General features: G+C 40.6%; 16 protein-coding genes and 1 tRNA gene. 12 read left to right on the forward strand and 5 right to left on the reverse strand.

Annotation, left to right across the window (positions count from 1 at the left end):
• Window positions 1-63: 63 nt before the first annotated feature.
• Both V7K84_RS19200 and V7K84_RS19205 read right to left on the reverse strand, forming a co-directional pair.
• Window positions 64-561 (reverse strand): GNAT family N-acetyltransferase, encoded by a 498-nt coding sequence (locus V7K84_RS19200; RefSeq protein ID WP_334840357.1) that lies wholly within the window; start codon window positions 559-561, stop codon window positions 64-66.
• Between the two features lie 170 nt (window positions 562-731).
• Window positions 732-1,904 carry an RpoD/SigA family RNA polymerase sigma factor gene (locus V7K84_RS19205; RefSeq protein WP_334840326.1) on the reverse strand — a complete coding sequence of 391 codons (1,173 nt, stop codon included), beginning with the start codon at window positions 1,902-1,904 and terminating at the stop codon, window positions 732-734.
• A gap of 811 nt (window positions 1,905-2,715) precedes the next feature.
• Between V7K84_RS19205 and priA the strand changes: the two genes are divergently transcribed.
• Together priA and V7K84_RS19215 are read left to right on the forward strand one after the other, a co-directional pair.
• Entirely contained in the window at window positions 2,716-5,361 is a 2,646-nt protein-coding gene (gene priA / locus V7K84_RS19210; protein WP_334840327.1) for a primosomal protein N', read from the forward strand.
• 535 nt (window positions 5,362-5,896) lie between these two features.
• Complete coding sequence (locus V7K84_RS19215; protein WP_334840329.1) at window positions 5,897-8,095, forward strand: Ig-like domain-containing protein; 2,199 nt, start codon at window positions 5,897-5,899, stop codon at window positions 8,093-8,095.
• Window positions 8,096-8,401: 306 nt separating this feature from the next.
• Here V7K84_RS19215 and V7K84_RS19220 read toward each other — a convergent pair.
• Window positions 8,402-8,473 (reverse strand) — tRNA-Thr (locus V7K84_RS19220).
• Between the two features lie 377 nt (window positions 8,474-8,850).
• Between V7K84_RS19220 and argF the strand changes: the two genes are divergently transcribed.
• From argF to V7K84_RS19260, 8 genes are all read left to right on the forward strand, one after another.
• The gene (gene argF / locus V7K84_RS19225) at window positions 8,851-9,771 is read left to right on the forward strand and encodes an ornithine carbamoyltransferase (RefSeq protein ID WP_334840330.1); all 921 of its coding nucleotides are present in this window, start codon (window positions 8,851-8,853) and stop codon (window positions 9,769-9,771) included.
• Window positions 9,772-9,982: 211 nt separating this feature from the next.
• Entirely contained in the window at window positions 9,983-10,588 is a 606-nt protein-coding gene (gene lexA / locus V7K84_RS19230) for a transcriptional repressor LexA (protein ID WP_163929533.1), read from the forward strand.
• Window positions 10,589-10,703: 115 nt separating this feature from the next.
• The gene (locus V7K84_RS19235; protein WP_334840332.1) at window positions 10,704-12,182 is read left to right on the forward strand and encodes a DNA phosphorothioation system restriction enzyme; all 1,479 of its coding nucleotides are present in this window, start codon (window positions 10,704-10,706) and stop codon (window positions 12,180-12,182) included.
• Between the two features lie 430 nt (window positions 12,183-12,612).
• Complete coding sequence (locus tag V7K84_RS19240; protein ID WP_180277607.1) at window positions 12,613-12,786, forward strand: hypothetical protein; 174 nt, start codon at window positions 12,613-12,615, stop codon at window positions 12,784-12,786.
• On the forward strand, window positions 12,783-14,855 hold the full coding sequence (locus V7K84_RS19245; RefSeq protein ID WP_334840334.1) for an AAA family ATPase: 2,073 nt from the start codon (window positions 12,783-12,785) through the stop codon (window positions 14,853-14,855). Before V7K84_RS19240 ends, V7K84_RS19245 begins: the two co-directional genes overlap by 4 nt.
• A gap of 11 nt (window positions 14,856-14,866) precedes the next feature.
• Window positions 14,867-15,436 (forward strand): Uma2 family endonuclease, encoded by a 570-nt coding sequence (locus V7K84_RS19250; RefSeq protein WP_334840336.1) that lies wholly within the window; start codon window positions 14,867-14,869, stop codon window positions 15,434-15,436.
• A 59-nt stretch (window positions 15,437-15,495) separates the two neighbouring features.
• The gene (locus tag V7K84_RS19255) at window positions 15,496-15,732 is read left to right on the forward strand and encodes a hypothetical protein (protein WP_334840338.1); all 237 of its coding nucleotides are present in this window, start codon (window positions 15,496-15,498) and stop codon (window positions 15,730-15,732) included.
• A 521-nt stretch (window positions 15,733-16,253) separates the two neighbouring features.
• Window positions 16,254-16,715, forward strand: a complete 462-nt coding sequence (locus tag V7K84_RS19260; protein ID WP_334840340.1) for a DNA phosphorothioation-associated protein 4 — start codon at window positions 16,254-16,256, stop codon at window positions 16,713-16,715.
• 29 nt (window positions 16,716-16,744) lie between these two features.
• Here V7K84_RS19260 and V7K84_RS19265 read toward each other — a convergent pair whose 3' ends face one another.
• The gene (locus V7K84_RS19265; protein WP_334840341.1) at window positions 16,745-17,935 is read right to left on the reverse strand and encodes a DNA sulfur modification protein DndB; all 1,191 of its coding nucleotides are present in this window, start codon (window positions 17,933-17,935) and stop codon (window positions 16,745-16,747) included.
• A gap of 108 nt (window positions 17,936-18,043) precedes the next feature.
• Window positions 18,044-19,645, reverse strand: coding sequence for a DGQHR domain-containing protein (locus tag V7K84_RS19270; protein ID WP_334840343.1), 1,602 nt, complete (start codon window positions 19,643-19,645; stop codon window positions 18,044-18,046).
• Window positions 19,646-19,817: 172 nt separating this feature from the next.
• Between V7K84_RS19270 and dndC the strand changes: the two genes are divergently transcribed.
• Both dndC and tnpA read left to right on the forward strand, forming a co-directional pair.
• A complete protein-coding gene (gene dndC / locus V7K84_RS19275) occupies window positions 19,818-21,431 on the forward strand; it encodes a DNA phosphorothioation system sulfurtransferase DndC (protein ID WP_334840345.1) in 1,614 nt (537 codons plus the stop codon).
• Between the two features lie 93 nt (window positions 21,432-21,524).
• Window positions 21,525-21,938: an IS200/IS605 family transposase gene (gene tnpA / locus V7K84_RS19280; protein ID WP_334840346.1), complete on the forward strand. Its 414-nt coding sequence runs from the start codon at window positions 21,525-21,527 to the stop codon at window positions 21,936-21,938.
• Window positions 21,939-22,094: the final 156 nt, after the last annotated feature.

The following is a 22,094-nucleotide window of genomic DNA, read 5'->3' on the forward strand; positions in this document are numbered from 1 at the left end:
CTATGATTAGGGTTAGGGCGTCAAGGTAAGAGCATCTCAATCAAGCTTGACAGTTTTCCCCAATCAAAATTTAACAGACCCTAACTGAGTAAGCGCATCTTCTGTAACACGACAAATACGCCAATCATCTAATATAGAGGCTCCCATACTACGGTAGAATGCTTGGGCTGACTCATTCCAATCTAAGACACTCCACTCTAATCGCCCACAATCACGTTCTACAGCTATCTGAGCTACTTTAGTTAGGAGAGCCTTACCAATACCTTGCCTGCGATATTCTGGTAAAACAAATAAATCTTCCAGATAAATTCCCGGCTTAGTCAGAAATGTTGAATAATTATGAAAAAATAGCGCAAAACCAACAGCTTGTCCCGCAGATTCTGCTAATATTGCCTCTACATACCTCCGCGAACCAAATAAATGCTCCTGAAGTGCTAGAGCATTGCCAGTAACAGCGTGAGATAATTTTTCATATTCTGCAAGTCCCTCAATTAATTTAAACAGTACGCTGCAATCGTCTGCTTGGGCAAAACGTACAATCAAATTGCTACCCGAAGTCATTAGTCTATAGTCCATAGTTTATAGTCCATAGTCCATAGTCTATAGGCAACTGGGCAATTTATTTTCAGTATTGACTAAATAAGAGCCAAAAAAAGCTACAAAACGCCCGATTTTTGCGAATTGCAAAGCTAATTAAGTTCCAGATTGCATCTCTATCTTCAGCAATGTAATTAAATCAACCAACCTTTTAAGCGTTTGGCTATGTGAGGACGGCGTAATTTCCGCATGGCTTTGCTTTGAATTTGACGCACTCGCTCGCGAGAAAGATTGAACATATTGCCAACCTCTTCTAAGGTGCATGGTTCGCTGGTTGTCAAACCATAACGCAGAGAAATCACATCTTTCTCTCGTGGAGTTAACACATCACCCAAGACTTCCCAAATCTCCTGACGCATCATGTTTTCATTCATTTTTGCTTCTGGAGACAAGTTATCCTCATCTTCTAGCAAATCCATCAATTCCGTGTCTTCTTCTTTACCGACGCGGTGGTTGAGAGAAAGGGCTTGTCGCCGTAACTGTTGTAGCTGGCGTAGTTGTTGCACGCTAATCTCTAAATATTCTGCCATTTCTCCTTCGGTAGGATTACGACAGAGTTTTTGTTTGAGTTCCCGTTGAGCTTTTTTTAGCTTGTTAAGCTTTTCAACAATATGAATCGGTAGTCGAATTGTTCGCGCATCATTAGCGATCGCTCTGGTAATCGCTTGTCTAATCCACCAATAGGCGTAAGTAGAAAACTTATATCCTTTATCGGGATCGAATTTTTCTGTAGCGCGATTTAAACCCATTGCTCCTTCCTGAATTAAATCCAGAAAAGGCACTCCCCGATTCAAGTATCGTTTAGCAATAGAAACTACCAATCTCAAGTTCGAGCGAATCATTTTGCGTTTCGCTACTCTCCCTTGATACAAGCGACTTTCTAGTTGCTTTTCCGTCATTCCTAGCTCGGAAGCCACTTCTAATTTGCTGGCTTCATGTTCCAGTTTTAACCCTAAAGCCGCTTGTATTTCTCTAAATTCCTCTAGAAACCTGACTCGCCGCGCTAACTCTACTTCTTCATCAGCTTTTAAAAGCGGATAACGCGCCATTTCCTTAAAAAATGCACCAACAGCATCATCGTGTTCGGTTTTGTTGTATCCCGAAGGACGAGCCGCCGCCATGTTATCGCCATCGCGTTCGTCTGATTCCAGATTTTCTACTACAATTGGAGATTCTTCTTCTGCCACTGCATTTAAACTATCGAGTGATGGTTCTTCGATATCAACAGCATTCTCCAGTATTTCCATTTTTCCCAATTCAACAATATTCATATTTTCCTTTAGGGATTGTTGCTTTGTTTGGTACATAATTCATTTACACCTACTCGTTTGAGGCTTGGTAGTTTTCCCTAATGGACGATGCACCCGTAAAGAATAGCGAAATATAGGCTGATGCTAATTTATCTACAGAAATAAAAATCGGCATCTACCTAGTATCTATAGGTTACAGTTATATACAACCTATAACGAAACTGACCTTAGCACCCAATAAAGCTTTTTTTTAGATTCCCAACAGATATATTCTTCATTTTTTTCTGAATTATCAAATATGTCAAACCCCCTCAAACTTTCTCAACCTTAACAAATATAAAAATTCCAGCTAATCATCCAAATCCCTTAAACTTTCATATATTTTTCTAAATATTTATAATATTTTAGGCGCTGGAGTCAACTGTTGTATAAAAGGAAGACCTACTAATGGGTTTACGCATTCCTGATTTGATTTACAGTTACCTACACGATCTAAATTACAAGAGTAAGAGCTTAATTTCGATCTGATATTACTTTGTATAAAAGCATCTCATATACAGAAAGGGTTGAATATCTACCGATAGGCGGAAAAAGGCTACTCCATATTTAGTAGATAGAGTAACTGTTGCAGCAATAGCCGACATGCTTTTATTTGTATAGTGGGCACCAAATATTTATTGCATATATAGTTGATACGAATTTGTCTAGTAGATTACATAAGAGGAAAATTATCAAGTATTATGAAGAATAACAGTATTGAGAAATACCATTTAAATTTAAGAAAGCAAAAAACTAAAGTTTAGTTAGCTAGGTTGATTTTGACCAGCTATGTGAGGAAAATATTTAATTAATTATAAAATCAGCAAGTATGTATATTAATGACATAAATTTATCTCGTTTAGTGGTGAGTGAACCGAGTGAATCATATAAGTCAGGTGAAACTGTTAATCGGTGGGTTGAAGTATTGGTAGACTGTCCAGGAAGTACAGGACTATTTACTTATCGATTGCCAGCCCAGTTAGAAATAAAACCAGGGGATATTTTGAGTGTGCCATTTGGGGCGCAACAATTAGGAGCGATCGCGATTCGATTACTGGCACAACCAAATATCGATTTACCACCAGAAAAAATCCGGGAAGTAGAAGATATAGTCAGCGTTGGATTTTTCCCAAGTGCTTATTGGGAATTACTCAACCGAGTTGCTGCATATTACTATACGCCGCTGATTCAAGTAATCCGGGTTGCTCTGCCACCAGGGTTACTGGGGCGATCGCAGCGTCGTATCCGCCTGGTTGGAGGGAGAGGGGCAGGGGGGCAGGGGGGCAGAGGAGCGGAGGGGCAGAGGAGCAGGGGGGCAGGGGGGAGTCGTTATTTACTGGGATCTGCCGATCCTTTGGCTTTTTTGACTCCAACTGCGCGGCAAGTTTGGGAACTTTTGCAAGGGCAGCCGGCGGGGGACTACAGTTTTGTTTACCTTCAACAAAAAGTCAAATCTGCTTATCGGGGAATTCGGGAGTTATTGCGATTTGGTTTAGTAGAAAGCTACTTAGAACCACCGCGATTAACTCGACCAAAGTTGCAAAAAGCAGTTACGCTCACAGGTACAATTGACCAAGAGTTAACTACTCGCCAACGAGAGATTTTAGAAGTGTTGCGGCGACACAGTGGGGAGTTGTGGTTAAATGAGTTCTTACAGATTTGTAAAACAACTACCTCTACCCTGAAAGGGCTAGAGGAAAAAGGCTACATCGTCATCGAAGAACGGGAAGTATTGCGAACTGAACAAGGCCCGACTTTAGTAGGTGATAGTGCTAAATCTTTAACTACAGCTCAAGCTAGCGCTTTAGAGACAATCCAGACACTAGATGAATTTGCTCAAGTTTTATTGCATGGGGTGACAGGTTCAGGAAAAACCGAAGTATATTTGCAAGCGATCGCACCTCTCCTCAATCAAGGTAAATCTGCTCTGGTGTTAGTCCCAGAAATTGGACTTACACCGCAGCTAACCGATCGTTTTCGCGCCCGTTTTGGTAATAAAGTCAGCGTTTATCACAGCGCCCTCTCAGATGGTGAACGTTACGACACTTGGCGGCAAATGCTCACCGGAGAACCTCAAGTTGTCATTGGGACTCGTAGCGCCGTTTTCGCCCCTTTGCCCAACTTAGGTTTAATTATTTTAGATGAAGAACACGATAGCAGCTTTAAACAAGATTCCCCCATACCGACTTACCACGCCCGCACCGTCGCCCTGTGGCGAGCCGAATTAGAAAATTGCCCCTTGGTGTTGGGTTCTGCTACGCCTTCGTTGGAAACTTGGGTAAGCGTGGGGAGCAGAGGGGCAGGGGAGCGGGGGGGCAGGGGAGCTGGGGAGCAGAGGGGCAGGGGAGCAGGGGGAGAATTCGTAACTCATAACTCCTCACTCAGTACTTATCATTACTTAAGTTTGCCTGAGCGCATCAACTCTCGCCCTTTACCGCCGGTGGAAATTGTTGATATGCGGCAAGAGTTGCAACAGGGAAATCGTTCTATATTTAGTAGATCGCTGCAAGCAGCTTTGCAAGAGTTGCAAGAAAGAAAACAACAGGGAATTTTATTTATCCATCGCCGGGGACACAGTACTTTTGTATCTTGCCGCAGTTGTGGATATGTGTTGGAATGTCCGCACTGTGATGTGTCGCTGGCGTATCACCACACTGAAGAAAAAGCGCCGGAATTATTGCGGTGTCATTATTGTAATTATGCGCGATCGCACCCCAAATTTTGCCCTGATTGTAGTTCCCCTTACTTGAAATTTTTCGGTAGCGGTACTCAACGAGTCACGCAAGAACTAGCGCGACAGTTTCGTGACTTAAAATTTATTCGTTTTGATAGCGATACCACCCGCAATAAAGGCTCACATCGTACCTTACTCACTCAGTTTGCCAACGGCGAAGCGCATTTATTAGTCGGTACGCAAATGCTCACCAAAGGTTTGGATTTACCACAGGTGACACTTGTGGGCGTTGTCGCCGCCGATGGATTGCTAAATTTATCAGATTATCGCGCCAGCGAACGAGCGTTTCAAACCTTGACTCAAGTCGCTGGACGTGCTGGTAGAGGTGAAGATCCGGGTAGAGTGATTGTGCAGACTTATACTACAGAGCATCAGGTAATTGCAGCAGTGCGATCGCACGATTATCAGTCTTTCTCTCAAGCTGAATTGGAACAACGCCAAGCACTCAATTATCCTCCTTATGGGCGGTTAATTTTGTTGCGCTTAAGTAGTCTCGACCCGATTCAAGTACAAAATACGGCGCAAATTATTGCTACAGCCTTGAGTACGGAAGAAGAATTCGAGATATTGGGCCCAGCACCAGCGAGTATTTTACGAGTAGCTAATCGTTATCGCTGGCAGATATTGATTAAATTTGCCCCCGATGCCTTACCGCGATTACCAGATTGGGAAGAAGTGCGATCGCTTTGTCCTTCCTCTGTAAGTTTAACTATTGATGTAGATCCATTAAATATTATGTGATCGTAAATTATATCATGTCCGCTTGGTTACTTATTAAACCTCAAGAACCCCACCCCGCCAAAGCTACGCTTTGTCTCCCTGCCCCTAATCCCCAGAGGGGGCCCCGAGTTCCCCGCTCTTCGGGAGGGGCTGTGGGTGGGGTGCAATGACCGTGGAAATCATAGCTAATTATGAAAACTTATCTTAACTGTATATTAACAGCACATTAAAAACTGAACTCTGTCAGTACCAATTAAAGATTGGTTTCCGGTAATAATTTTGAAGATTTATTGCTTTTTCCGTAATCATACTGTGGCTAGTTGAGGAATTAGAAAGTTCCTTTATAATTCTCTTAAAAAGAAGTTCAGTATTTATGTAATTTCAAGTATTCACTAAATATTTTTTATACAGTCTAGAGAAATGGTTCCCTGAGACTTGCGGTCATTACGTTCGTTTCTAGTCAGTGAAGGATTGCCAGAAATCATCATTGCAGATACTTGGTCAATGTTAATGGACTACTCACGTATCAACTACGAACACAACGGCAAGGCATACTATGATTTACAAGATCAAACCCAAAATACTGGTATTAGCAATTGTTCAAGGGATTGCTTTTCAACCAAATGACGCGCCTGTACCATCTGGGTATATTAAAGATATCGGTCAAGCCTACAATGATACTAGAGGCTTTGGTTGGGTGCGTGAAGATAGCTTAGGCAATAGTACACCCACTCCCCTTGATATCCAACTCAATACACGCGATCGCAACCAAAGTGGCATCGATCGACGACTCAATAGACTGATTCATCTGCAATATCCTCCTAGCAGTTCGGGAACAGCAGTTAAGATACCTGCGGCTTGGGAATATGCCCTATCTAATGGTTCCTACAATGTGACTGTTAGCGTCGGTGATGCTACTAATACTGTAAATAGTAAGCACCAGATTAATATAGAAGGGACGACTGCTATTTCTGGCTTTGTACCAACGGCAACCAAAAAATTTGCCGCAATTACTCGGATTGTTAATGTTGCCGATGGCAAGCTCACAATTGATGCGAAAGGTGGTAAGAATACCAAGCTCAACTATATTGCGATCGCACCAGGTAATCGTCCCTCGATCAGAACGACCAATCCCAATGATGGTCAGACAAATCTCTCGCCAGATATCTCGATTACAGCAGACCTAAATCTCCCCAACAGTGGGATTGCGGTTAATACTATTTCTGCCTCCACTATCAAGCTGATCGATAGCAGCACTAACACGCAAATCAATGCTACTTACAACACTTCCGGTGGTGGAGATGTGATTGTAGTGTCTCCGATAAATCGTCTCAAGAACAATACCAAATATTTGTTACAAATCACCGACGGGGTTAAAGATAGCAATGGTGCTGCATTCTTACCCTATAGCATCAGTTTCACAACAGGAACTTTTGTGAACTCAGTAAGCAATATTAGTTTCGAGCAAATCTCACTAGCGAATGTACCTACCAAATCTTACACCACAGTCTTGATTGGGCCTGACAATAAACTCTATGCTGCCACCCTACTAGGTGAGATTTTACGTTTCCCGATCGATGCTGATGGTACTCTGGGTACGCCACAAACGATTTCCTCATTGCAGACTGCAAATGGTGGTAATCGAACGATTATTGGTATGCACTTCGATCCCTCATCAACCAATGCCAACAACCTAATTCTCTGGGTAACAAATAACTACTACTGGAATGCAACTATTGATGCACCAGAATGGAGTGGTAAAATTACTCGTTTAAGCGGCACCAATCTAGAGACAGTAAAAGACTATGTGATTGATTTACCGCGATCGAGTCGGGATCATCTAACCAATAGCATTGAGTTTAAGCCCAACGAGCCAAACGTGCTGTATGTGTTGCAGGGTAGTAATAATAGTACGGGCGCACCAAACACTGCCTGGAGTAATCGTCTTGAGCAGTTGTTAACTGCTGCTGTATTACGAGTTGACCTGTCCAAAATCACCTCACCTCCTTTAAGCGTTAAGACGGAGGATGGGGGTACTTATAACCCCTTTAATCCGGGAGCAGCTGTAACTATCTTTGCTAGTGGTATACGTAATGGCTACGATCTGGTTTGGCATACCAATGGTCAGTTGTATGTGCCAACGAATGGTTCGGCGGCTGGTGGCAATACGCCAAATACACCTATCCCTTTACCTCTTGCCTGCCAAAACCGGATTGATAAGAGTACTAATGGGGCTTATACTACTCCACCTGTGCCTGCTCTTAGCAGTCTAGGCACGCAGCGAGACTTTCTGTTTCGCGTTGTTAAAAATGGTTATTATGGTCATCCCAATCCGAAGCGTTGTGAGTGGGTGTTGGGTGGAGGAAATCCCACAGATGGTAAAGACCCAGTTCAGATCGATGAATATCCCATTGGTACTCTACCTGACCGGAATTGGAAGGGAATTGCCTTCGATTTCGGAGAGCATTTTTCACCTAATGGCATCATTGAATATCGTAGTAATGCTTTAGGTGGTCAGCTGCAAGGCAAACTGCTGGTGACACGCTTCAGTTTAGGGAAAGACATCATTGTGCTAACACCAGGTGGCGCAAACTTGGATATTGTAAATTCCCAAACGGGTATTAGTGGCTTCACTGGTTTTAACCCAAGTCCATTGGATTTGGTAGAGAATCCCACGAATGGAAATCTCTACGTGGCGCAACTCAGTCAAGAGACGGGCATGGGCAAAATTACACTTCTCCGTCCACTTAATTAATATCAGTACGGGGCGATCGCAATCAATTCATGCTTATAGCTGAAAAGGGTTTTTACTGAAACTGCAAGCATGAATTGATTGCATTTACTCTCCAACAAGCATTGATCTCATCAGTTAATTTTTGTACTTTTATAATTCACTCCAAATTACGGTTGCATTCTAGCGCGATCGTAAACTTTTTATGTGCATTTATCTAAATCAACGGTTACGAAGCATCCAGAATTTTATAATCCGCAACTTGGGTTAATATTATGTTGAAAAATTAATTCCAAACAATTCGGCAACACTAATTTGCGAATCTACAAAAGCCAGCAGCGGGATTTGAACTCGCGACCTTCCGATTACAAGTCGGATGCACTACCACTGTGCTATGCTGGCAAGTTTGACGATTGCTCTTAATTAGCAACCACGATTTATCATTGTACCATAATCCATTTATTTGTCTAGCTGTAAATTCTAAAAAATATCTGCTTCATCATAAAATTAGGCTAAAAGACCAGAAATTTTAGCAATATCGCTGCTTTTGTACGCCTAGATGGTTGTTCTGGCGTTGCCATTGCGATCAACCAGAAACAATCAGGGATTTTGAATCACCGATCGGGTTGATAAATTAATATTTATAGCAATTTATAGCAAAAGCTAACTTAAATCCTGGGCTGAACCCAAAAATATCTAGTCAGTTCTAAAACTATATTTTCTTGGCACAGCTGAATAAAGGAACAGAAATATATAATTATTTTTTACAGATTACAAGCATGGCAGCATTGCTCGGACGAGATTTATTAAGTCTAGCGGACATCAGTTCTACGGAACTTCAAGAACTCCTGCAATTGGCAACTCAACTTAAATCACAGCAGTTGAAGTTACAGTGTAATAAAGTTTTGGGGTTGTTGTTCTCCAAAGCTTCAACTCGTACACGGGTAAGTTTTACAGTAGCGATGTACCAACTGGGTGGACAGGTAATCGATCTCAACCCTAATGTCACTCAAGTTAGTCGTGGGGAACCTTTGCAGGATACGGCGCGGGTGTTAGATCGATATCTGGATATTTTGGCAATTCGCACTTTTGCCCAGCAGGATTTGGAAACTTTTGCTCACTATGCCAAGATTCCGGTGATTAATGCACTTACCGATGCAGAACATCCTTGTCAGGTATTAGCTGATTTATTGACGATTCAAGAAAGCTTTGGCACTCTAGCTGGGTTAACTTTAACCTACGTGGGCGATGGGAATAATGTGGCTAATTCTCTGATGTTAGGCTGTGCTTTGGTAGGGATGAATGTCAGAATTGCTACTCCTACGGGATATGAGCCAGATTCTAGGATTGTAGAGCAAGCAAGAGCGATCGCTAATCACAAAACTGAAGTCCTCCTGACTCACGATCCAGAATTAGCGGCTAAGGGAGCTGCTGTACTTTACACTGATGTTTGGGCAAGTATGGGGCAAGAAGCAGAAGCTGATAATCGGATGCCAATTTTCCAGCCTTACCAAATTTCAGATCAGATGTTAAGCCTTGCCGAGCCAGAGGCAATTGTTTTACACTGCTTACCAGCCCATCGCGGTGAAGAAATTACCGAGGCAGTTATTGAAGGTTCCCAATCACGAGTTTGGGAACAGGCAGAAAATCGTCTCCACGCTCAAAAAGCTTTACTTGCAAGTCTTTTAGGGGCAGAGTAAGGGAATAGGGCACAGGGGATAGGGTATAGTTTTCTTCCTTATAACCTGTAAGCTCTAACCTGTAACCTGTAATATTCTTTATTTGTCAAAAGGCAAAAGAGAAGAAAATAATTTTGCTTTTGCCTTTCATATTTTTACTTTTCTCTTGTTATAGGGAGTTTTTTGTAGTACTAATGTTCTAGAGACATTTATAATTACTTCTCGGAAATTTATGGAACGTCTAACAGAAGCTCAACAAGAACTTTACGAATGGTTAGCAGAATACATCAGATCGCATCAGCATTCGCCTTCTATTCGGCAAATGATGCAAGCGATGAACCTGAAGTCACCAGCACCAATTCAAAGTCGTTTAGAGCATTTACGCACTAAAGGATATATAGAATGGACTGAAGGACAAGCGCGAACGATTCGGATTTTGCGTCCTGTTAAGCAAGGTGTACCAATTTTGGGCACGATCGCTGCTGGTGGTTTAATAGAACCGTTTACTGATGCTGTAGATCATTTAGACTTTTCTAATTTCGATTTACCTCCCCAAACCTATGCTTTGCGGGTAGCTGGCGATAGTATGATTGAAGATTTAATTACTGATGGCGATGTGGTATTTCTGCGTCCAGTAGCAGAACCAAATCATTTAAAAAATGGCACTATCGTCGCCGCCAGAGTTGATGGATTTGGTACGACATTAAAACGTTTTTATCGCCAAGGCGATCGCGTTACCCTCAAACCAGCAAATCCTAAGTACAATCCCATTGAAGTCAGCGCTATGCAAGTACAGGTGCAAGGTTCACTCATTGGTGTTTGGCGCGGTTACAACTGAGTAATGGGGAATGGGGAATAGGGAGTAGGGGGTGGAGGAGATGAGTGAGAAATAACCAATGCCCAATACCCAATGCCCATTAATTAGGGTTCGTTACCATCTTTGTGCTTAACATATGTACCTGACGAAAAATTCAGTGCAGCAACTGCCCACTTTCCGGTTGAAATTACCATTTGCAAGGGAAAGTAAGGGCAGTTATTACACTCCGCAACCATTACCAGGATGCCCAAGAATGCCTGTGTCTCTGCAATTGCGGCAATATCAGCGGCAAGCGATCGCTAGCTGGTTTACCAACAATGGCAGAGGGACGCTGAAAATGGCTACTGGTAGTGGTAAAACGATTACCGCATTAGCGATCGCTTGTGAACTCTACCAACAGATTAATTTACAAGTTTTGGTGGTGGTATGTCCCTACCGCCATCTCGTTACCCAATGGGCGCGAGAATGTGAAAAATTTAATTTGCAACCCATTTTAGCTTTCGAGAATTTACGCACTTGGCAAAGTCAACTTTCTACGCAAATTTATAATCTGCGTTCTGGTTCTCAACGGTTTGTTACTGTAATTACTACAAACTCCACTTTAATTGGAGATGGGTTTCAGTCTCAACTCAAATATTTTCCCGCCAAAACTTTAATTATTGGGGATGAGGCGCATAATTTAGGCGCACCCAAGTTAGGAGAAAGTTTACCGCGCAGTGTTGGGTTGAGATTGGCTTTATCTGCCACACCGGAGAGGTACTTTGATGATTTTGGTACGCAATCTTTATTTGATTATTTTGGCCCAGTTCTCCAGCCAGAGTTTACTTTAAGGGATGCGATCGCTCAAGGTGCTTTGGTACATTATTTGTATTATCCGGTGCTGGTGGAGTTAACTGAAGCAGAAAGTATTGCCTATTTAAAGTTAACTAAAAGAATTGGGCGATCGCTACTATATAGAGAACGAGAAAATGGCGAAGCGGGATTTGAAGACAATGAAGACTTAAAGTCGTTGTTGATGAAAAGAGCAAGATTAATTGGTGCAGCGGAAAATAAATTAACCGCTTTGCATGAATTAATGACAACTCGCCGCGACACTACTCACACTCTTTTTTATTGCAGTGATGGTTCGCAAGATTTAGGACAACGTTCATCGTTACGCCAACTCAAAGCTGTTGCTAAAATTCTGGGGGTGGATTTAGGGTACAAGGTAAGTACCTATACGGCTCACACAACTTTACAAGAAAGAGAAATTTTGCGGCATCAATTTGAAAGTGGTGAGTTGCAGGGTTTAGTCGCAATTCGTTGTTTAGATGAAGGTGTCGATATTCCGGCAATTAAAACTGCGGTGATTTTATCAAGTTCTGGTAATCCCCGCCAGTTTATCCAGCGACGGGGACGAGTTTTACGTCCTCATCCAGGTAAGGAACGCGCCACTATATTTGACATGATTGTTTTGCCACCAGATTTAGATAGAGAAACTATAGAAGTTGAGCGTAATCTGTTGAAAAAGGAATTACGGCGCTTTGTAGAGTTTGCTGATTTAGCTGATAACGCAGGAGAAGCAAGAATGAAGTTACTTGATTTACAAAAGCGCTATGGTTTATTAGATATTTGATGATGAACTATAGGACTCATATCTGATTTCTGAACAAGATTTCAGATAAAACCCTAGATAAAACGGGCTTTTCAGTCTCAGTATGTTTTCAGAAATCAAATCGGAGTCCTATATATAGTTGTATGATTTTGTAAAATTTTTCGAGTTTTGCAAAAACAAACATTAAGTATGAAATAATAAAATTATGAGTTAGATAATAATGGGATGTAAGTTGGTTTAAAAATTTTACTTACATCCTATTATCATCTAGATTGATTATATTAATAATAACAGAAGATAATTTAATAATAAAGTCTTTTTTCCAAGATAAAGTATAAATTAAAAAAATAGTTTTTACAAAATTAAAGATAACGCTAACAGTGTCTTTACGGAGGTAAATGCAGTACTAGAGAAAGTTAAAATTTAAAAAAACTATATTTTCAAACCGAATATGTCACAAGAGGCAAATATTGATGATGTGCAGGAGCCAATAACCAGCGCTCCGCCGGAAGTGCGGCAAATTATTGAGCGGGTATGGAAGCTGGAGAAAGGCAGGCTAGATAAGAAGATTAACAGCCATATAAATGATAATATTTTGGACATTATTAAGGAAGAGGTGCGATGAAGCTAACTTCAATCAAGCTATGCAACTTTCGCTCCTTTTATGGTACAACACCAGAGATGCTCCTCGCTGGAGGAGATATTCACAACACGACGATTATTCATGGCAATAATGGCTCTGGAAAAACTAGTTTACTGAATGCCTTTACTTGGGTATTATATGAGAAATTTAGTGCAGCATTTGCATCGATAGAACAGTTAGTGAATAAGCGTGCGATCGCAGAAACTCAAAAAGGTCAAGCTGTAGAATGTTGGGTAGAAATTGGCTGGGAACATGAAGGTAAACGCTATCGAGTTAAACGCGCCTGTCGGGGTTATAAAAACGAAGGTGATTTTGACGCTAGCAAAACTCAATTAACTATGTGGGTTGGTGCGGATGATGGCAAATGGAATATACCAACTCAGCAACCAGACGATATAATTAATCAAATTTTACCTGCTACTTTACATCAATATTTTTTCTTTGACGGCGAGCGAATTGAAGAAATAGTCCGTTCTGATAAAAAAGCTGAGATTGCCGAAGCTACAAAGATTTTCTTGGGTGTAGAAGTAATCAACCGTTCCATCAGACATTTGGGAGATGCTAAAAAAGTTCTAGAAAATGAGTTAAAAGCGATTGGTGATTCTGAAACTAAACAACTATTACGACAGCAAGAAAAAATAGAACGCGAACGCGAGCGCATTACCAAACGGCAAGCTGAAATTAAAGAAGAGTTAGAATATCAACAAACTTTTAAAAAAGAGACAAGTAACCGTTTGCGAGAACTGAGTGCTGCTAAGGAATTACAAGAAAGATGGCAGGATTTAGAATCGCAGAAAGCAGCAAATCAAGAAGAATATAAAAAAACTAAGGAAGCACTAAAAAAAGTTATTTCCGCGCGGGGTTATACCGTTTTACTCTCAGAAACTACATCCCAGTTTCGAGGAATTATCAATGATTTGAAACAGAGAGGCGAGTTAACGTCAGGAATTTCGCGGGAATTTGTGAATGATTTACTCAATTCTCAGCGCTGTATTTGTGGTGCAGAATTACACGAGGGTAATCATTCTCATACTCATGTGAGTACTTGGTTAAATAAAGCCGGTTCCTCGGCAGTGGAAGAAACTGCAATTCGGATGATGGCTCAAGTAGATGAAATTGATAAGCAAGCAATAGGTTTTTGGGAAGAGGTTGATAGAGAACAAACTAGGATTAATCAGTTAAGGCAAAGCATATCTCAAATTGAAGGCGATTTAGACAATATTCAAGAACGGTTAAGAAAAGATGCTAATGAAGAAATTAGCAGTTTACAAAAACGCTTAGATGAAATTGAAAGTAAAATTGATGAGTTAAATCGAGAACAGGGTGCAAATCAGCAGCAAATTGCTCAACTCACAACTGAAATTGAAGGCTTGAACAAACAAATTGCCAAACAAAAGTTGAATGAAGACAAGCAAACTTTAGCACAGCGACGAATTAACGCCACTCAAGATGCAATTGAACGCTTAACGGAAGTTAGAAATCGTCAAGAACAACAATTTCGTCTGCAACTAGAAAAGCGAGTACAAGAAATATTCATGGAGATTTCTGTAACTCCATACATTCCTAAAATTAGTGAAAAATATGAACTTACATTAATAGAAAATACTACAGGTATAGAAGCACCAGTTGCAGCATCCACGGGCGAGAATCAAATTCTCAGTTTATCCTTTATTGCCAGCATCATTGACAAAGTGCGGGAATGGAGTGAGAAACGGAAAATGATGATGATTCCCGACAGTAGCACTTTCCCAATTGTCATGGATTCGCCGTTTGGTAGTTTGGATGAAAGTTCGCGGCGGCACATTGCGAAGACAATTCCCCAATTAGCGAATCAGTTGATAGTTTTAGTTACTAAGACTCAGTGGCGGGGTGAAGTAGAAGCAGAGATTACACAGAGAATTGGTAGAGAATATGTACTTACTTATTATTCATCTAAGCCAGATTGCGAACAAGATTATATTGAGTTGGGTGGAGAAAGATATCCTTTGGTGAAACAAAGTCCGAACGAGTTTGAATATACTGAAATTATTGCGGTTGAACGTAATTTTTAAAGGATAAAGTTATGGTTGCGAGTCTAGACGGAAAGTATATGACTCCCCAGGAATACCTGGAATGGGAAGAACACCAAGATATTAAATACGAATATATCAATGGTGAAGTCTTCGCTATGACTGGGGGGACAATTCCTCATACTAGTATTGCCTTAAACTTAGCTTCGGCATTAAAAAGTCACCTCCGAGGAAGTTATTGTCGGGCTTTTATGGCAGATGCAAAAGTAGGAGTGACTGAGAACGGGCCGTTTCACTACCCAGATGTTGTGGTGAGTTGTGATGAAAGAGATAGACAAGCTATTAAATTTCTTCAGTATCCTTGTCTAATTGTCGAAGTTCTCTCCCCCAGTACAGAAGCTTACGACAGAGGTCGTAAATTTATTCAGTACCGCCGTATGAAAACTTTACAAGAATATGTTCTTATTGATGCTGAAAAAATTAGTTTAGATTGCTTTCGTATCAATGACAAAGGGATTTGGGAGTTACATCCTTATGAAGAAGGGGATGAGGTTAATTTAACTAGCGTTGATTTTAACTTTCCGATTTCTTTAGTTTATGAAGATGTTCAGTTTCCAACTTGAGTTTAGGGAAAACTAGAGACAGTGGCAGAAAAAGTAAACCCACGCTCGGATGATTAAAAATGAAAGCACACGAAAGAGAACAGTTAATTAAAGATATCAACGTACTGCTACATCAAGCTTATGACAGTACTTTAGTTAAAATTCACGCACTATTAAAAAGAATCGATGATATAGACGATGAAGAAGACTTAAAAGCCATTAAAGAAGCTAGGGAAGATATACGCATTAATGGCACTGTGTCTTGGGATGAAATTCAAAACGAAATAAGAAACGAAATAAACAAGGATGTTGCGTGAGTTACGAAGTTAAATTTTCAAGGGGTGCGAAAAAGCAGTTTAGGAAACTACCTATAGACGTACAATAGCGCATACAAACTAAAATCAGCGACTTGGCAATAGAACCGCGTTCAAACGGGGTAAAAAAATTACAAGCTGATGATAATTCATATCGTATTCGAGTAGGAGATTATCGAGTTGTTTATGAAATGATGATGTTTTAATAGTGACTGTAATTAAAATAGGACATCGTAGCGAGATTTATAAAGAGAAAGTTAGCAGAGTGTGGAATATCGGTGCGATGCCTACGGCGGCAAGCTACGCTAATTTTGGTAAGATTAGATCGTGCTAGTAATGCTGAAGAACCGTTTATCGCCGTGGTGAGGTGGTGGAGGCTGAACCCGCAGTGCCACGATGGACTATGTTAGTGGATAATTTGTTTGTTTAAGCGATCGCCCACATACTAGTATAAAATAATGCGATAATAATTACTATCACTTCCAACTTTCGGTTAAAATAGCAACAATGTAAATATTAAAACAATGGCTGCAAACAGAATCAGGGTTGCTAAAGATAAGGCTGAGTTAGTGAAATCTCTAGTCGCATCAAAAGACACAACTGGGCCTTTTCAAACTTATGTAGAAGTTATGGTGTTTGCAGCAGCATTGGGCGTTAAAAATAAAAAGCGCATTCCTTTAGACGTAATTTCTAAAGATTTATCTCCACTGCGACAAGATTATTTTACTAGCAGCTTCACTCTATTAATTAATTTGTTGGCTATCACCGAAACAGAAAATATTAAAATTATAGATGATGATAATGTAGCTGACGAGCAACGCATTCACATTTTTGAAGAGTACGCTAATGCTGGTTTAGAGATTATACAAAATGAACTGCGTGGAGCAGTAGACTATTCAGAGCGACTTTTATTGATTCTTAGTTATGAAAGAACGAATGCAGAGCAGCAAGATGAGGAATTTGATCTAACCAAATTCCTCTCTTGATTTTTAAGTAATGGTTAAAAGCAATAACTTTACATCCACCCCAGTGTACTTTTTACTGTTTTGACTGCATTTGTTACTGCACTAACAGTAGCAGATATTCTATATGGCTTGTCTGGATTTTTAGGTTGGGCATCTATTCTAATTACGTTATCCTTCCAAAGTTGGTTTTCTCTTGACCAATCTAACCGTGCTAGTTGTGAAACTTTTTCTTCATTAAAATAATTGTTTTCTGCATCATATATATAGTACAATAAACGCCCTAAAACTTCCAGCCCTACACTTATACCTAGAATACAATCTTCTTTAAATGTGCCTACTTCATCTTGTGTTAGTTCTTCAACAGTCGTATCAGAAATATATTCAGTATTACTGCATTCGGAGAAAAATTTATTAAGACAAATAACCAAAGCATCAGATGCTTGATAAACATCATAATCTCGAAGCTGATTACTTGGATCGTTAGTAAAAACGCAACTTACAAACCTAGCTATGTAATTAATTGTGTAGATTAACTTATCTTTAGTAGCAGGACTCAATTTAATTTTCTCTGTCTTACCCTCAAACATTGGCACTCGTTTTATTAACTCTTTAGTAATGCCAACTCGACCAGAGAACTCACCAAATGATAATAATAATGATTTATCTAGTTGTTTTGTTTGAGCCATGTCTCTGAAATCTGCCTGACACTGTTGAAAGTTACCCTCTAAAACTAGAGTGATCCCAAAATCATCATCGCTGATTAAGTTGCTTTCACCACTTTCTATTAATTGGTGAATTGCATGTTTACGATGTTGTCCATCAGTTATATCTAACTTGACTCCACGAGGAATTACAACCAGACAAATGCCCCTCCCCAATTCAAGAATTGTTATGTCTTTTGGGGCTACATTAGCAGTCAGCGTTCCTACAATCCAAGGTTTTTCTTTTCGGGAACGCTCAACAATATATTTTTTAATTTCATCAGCATGACCTTTAACCACTGGGCGATTTTTACCAGAATCAGGATCATTCCCAGTGGATGGTTTAGCTTGGAGAAGACCAGAAAAGTCACTCGCAGGTACATTAATTTGCAGCATTGTCCGCTTTCCCTGCTGAAAAATCAGCCCCGGATAGCAGCGATCGCGATGATATTGTGAAAAGAATGGCTCAATAAAGGAGCTAAACTGAGCTTTTATCTGAGGAGAAATGCTATTATTGTCGTCCTCAATCGGTTGAGCCATATAATAAAAACCTAATATAAATTAGTAGATGTTAGCAAACATGATATGCAACCCTTATGGACTATAGCATCGGTAAAAACCACACTGCAAAATCCCTACTTAACTTTGCTAGTTGAGAATATGTGGAAGTCCTACAGCTTTTGGATCAACAAACTGACCATCGAAACTTATAGTTTTATCTTCCACTGTTCTAGCATCCGCCAAAGCCTTACGAAGTTCAGCACGTTCCATCTGTTCCTGAATTCCACCCAGAATGTAAACCAATAATTTCGCCGCTAAATCTCGTCCAGCAACCTGCACCCGCTTTTTATTTGGGTCATACAAAATCCCATACCAGAGAGATTGGGGATATTCCATACCACTAAAACCACCTTGCTGGTCAAACTTCCGCAGTTTCTTAAAAATATCTGCCAGGGAAAAACCTTTTTTAAAAACCAAAATTCCCAAAGCTTGCGCTAATGCAACTTGAGCAACTGGACGGAAAAGCATATTTCCTTCACCTCCATCTTTTTCAAAGCTGAAGCGCCGTAAAGCTGGTGTATCCTCGTGTTCTAAAATTTTATAACTGGAAAGACTAGCCAAAGAATCAAATAGCTTTTTAAATTCCTCAATTCCCTGCTCAATTTCTTCATCCTCTGGACGCATGGGAATTAGACCTTTTTCTAAAGGTTTCCAGTGAGGAAACTTATGAACTAAATATCGCTCAGACATATCTTGTAGAGCTTGCAAAGTCGTCAAAACTGTAGAATTGGAAGCGACTGTTGCACTATTCCAATTAACACGAGGATTGCGCTCTTGTCGTTGTTCTAATAGTGGATGTGTAACTGCAATTTTTCTAGCAACGATCGCAAAACCATCATCTTCATTCAACTGTGTTAGTTGCCCTTTAGTCAACGGTGCAGCCATCAGGTTGACATGAACAAAAATCGATCTCACCCTCCGCCTCGCCTCGGTGCGAGTTTCCCCAGCCGCTACCGCACAGATGAACTCAATACCAATTTTTTCCTTGGGTAAATTTTGCAAGTAAGCAAGGTCTACTTGGTATTTTTCTATCAAATCATTGACTGTAATAAAACTGTCATCAGCACCTTTATCTTTCTTATAGCGCTGGAGTTTGCGAGTTTTAATTAACTCCATCAACCCCTGTACACCCATTAATCGGTGTTGACCATCTAGTGCATAAATAGTCACATCATCTTCAGAAATATTTAGCAGACCTACTTTAGCGTCTTTATCTAAGGGTATAAAATCAGTAGTAGACTTTGTGGCGCGTCCTTCGCTATTCCACTCAGCAGCTTTAGGATTATCCACCCACGGTTGATTAATTACTACTAGCACTGGCGGAAACTTGTGATTTTGTCTAGCCGCCAAATACTGTACTAGCGGTGCTTGACGTGACCAATCAAGGGGACGCTGCTGAATTTCATCAATACTATCCGCGTCAATCTCGACATTATCAGTTTCAGGATTATACTTTTTTTGAAACAGAGGTAAGCCAGAGGCGAAGTGAACCCGACCTGCAAACCATTCCAGTGTAACAGAGCTAACATAAGCCTCAGTACCACCCATCTCGGTTTTCTGAACGAGAATCTGATCTTTTCTCCCTAAAAACTTCTCTAGGAGTAAAGCTAGTACCTGTTTTTCCTTGTTTTCTCGTTCTAGGTACTCTCTAGCGATGTCAGCCGTTGGGTCAGATGCACTATCTTTCATGTTAAATTTTAAAAACAGAATAGAATTATGTCGTTTAATTATCCAAAAATTTGGATATTAGTAGTGAAGTTTTTAAAAACTTTTCTTCAACCCACGGAGGTAGGTTTTGTCTATCTAGACGTGAATTTTATTCGCCCAGATATTACGCCAGTGTTTCCAGAGAGAAGGAGAAATGACTACAGCACAACAAGCAGAAAATAAAGGTCAGCAAACACGTACTGTAGCAGAGTTAGTGGATTACATCCAAGCTCTCAACATTGAAATTCAAGAATTGTATTGTTTAGATGAGATACCTTGGGTTTTGGGCGTGTCTTGGGGAAAAGATTCTAGTACAGTATTGCAGCTTGTATGGAATGCGATCGCTGCTCTTCCTCCAGAAAAAAGAACTAAAACAGTCTATGTAATTACAACCGATACTCTGGTGGAAAATCCTGTAGTGTCTGCTTGGGTTCGCAAATCCATGCAGAATCTCAAGGTAGCTGCTAAAAGACAGGGGATGCCAATTGATCCACATCTACTGCAACCAGTAATTGAAGACACATTTTGGGTAAATCTTATTGGTAAGGGATATCCAGCACCCCGTAACCAGTTTCGCTGGTGTACACCACGCTTAAAAATTAATCCTGCTAATCAATTCATCCGTGAAATAGTTAGAGCTAACGGTGAAACAATTCTTGTATTGGGTACTCGCAAAGCAGAAAGCGTCAAACGTGCTGCCACAATGAAAAAGCATCAAATTGATCGAGTACGCGATCGCCTGAGTCCTAATGCCAGCCTACCCAACTCCTTAATCTATACCCCTATTGAAGATTGGAGTAATAACGATGTCTGGATATACCTGAATCAGTGGGATAATCCTTGGGGACAAAGTAATAAAGAATTATTTGCTATGTATCGAGGTGCAACAGCCGATAATGAATGTCCACTAGTTGTTGATACTTCTACTCCTAGCTGTGGTGATTCCCGATTTGGCTGCTGGGTTTGCACATTAGTGAATAAGGATAAATCAATGGAGGCGATGATCCAAAATGATGAAGAAAAAGAATGGATGCAGCCATTATTAGATATCCGTAATGAACTAGATATCAAAGATGACCGAGAAAAAAGGGATTTTAGAAGAATTTGGGGAGATGTCCAACTATTTGAACGCAATAAAAACGGGGAAACCTCCATTGAACCAATCCCTGGCCCCTATACCAAATATTGGCGGGAACATTGGCTCAGACGATTATTAGAAGCGCAAACAAAAACCCGTCGTACAGCGCCAGAAAGTATGCGCGACATCACCCTAATTACTCTAGAAGAAATGAGCGAAATTCGTCGCATTTGGCTAGAAGAAAAACACGAATTTGATGATAGCTTACCCCGGATTTATCAAGAAGTGACAGGCGAAGAATTTCAAGACCCTCGTCCTGGTTCAGACTATAGCCTACTAGGCCGTGATGAATGGATAGTATTAGAAGAAATCTGTGATGGTGACGCGATGCACTTGGAACTCATGGCGAAATTGTTAGACACAGAACGCCAGTATCGCAAAAAGACTCGTCGCGTAGGGATATACGAAACCCTAGAAAAATGTTTTAATACGAGTTCCCGTTCTCCAGAAGATGCGATTAAAAATGCTCGTTTGAAACGCGAATTAAGCGAAGCAGTTAGTCAAGGTGATGTTGCAAAAGTCAAGCAGATGACTTTGGGCGATGTTCCAGCAATCAATGAAGTCGATGAAGGTGACAGCGATGAAGAGGTAACTTGGGCAAGTATGAAATTTAAAAAGAAAGATTCATAACAATAATAGAATACCGGGCGAATACCGGATGAATACCGGGCGATTGGAAATCGCGGCTACACAGACGAAACCCACCTTCGTGGGTTAAAGAAAATGAGATCAAGTTTTACGCAATTGTATGTGCATTATGTTTGGGCGACTTGGGATAGATTGCCCATAATTACACCTGATATTCAGAAGGAAGTTTTCGGGGCAATTATTCGGGAATGTGAACAGTTAAAGTGTACCGTAATTGCTATTGGTGGTATTGAAGATCATGTCCATCTGCTAACGGGCTTTTCGCCAACCATCAGTATCTCTGAATTAGTTAAACAAATTAAGGGAAGTTCTTCCCATTTCATCACCCACGAAATCAAGCCAGGTGAGTTTTTTAAATGGCAAGGCAGCTATGGAGCTTTTACAGTGAGTCACGATGCTATTAATAATATAGCCAATTACATCAGAAACCAAGCTACCCACCATAGCCAAAAATCACTTATTCCCACCTGGGAACTCACTCCAAAATAAACCAAAAATTATGTATGAATTTAGTCCACGCAGGTGGACTTTGCCTGTGTAGCCGCGAATTCCATGAGACTGTTGGCGAATAAATGAGGGGTCTTACCCCTCATCAAAGAAGGCAGTAATCAGTGAGCAGAATAATTGTGAGACAAAAGTGGCATA

This window comes from Nostoc sp. (genome assembly GCF_036917315.1).
Lineage (GTDB): Bacteria > Cyanobacteriota > Cyanobacteriia > Cyanobacteriales > Nostocaceae > Nostoc.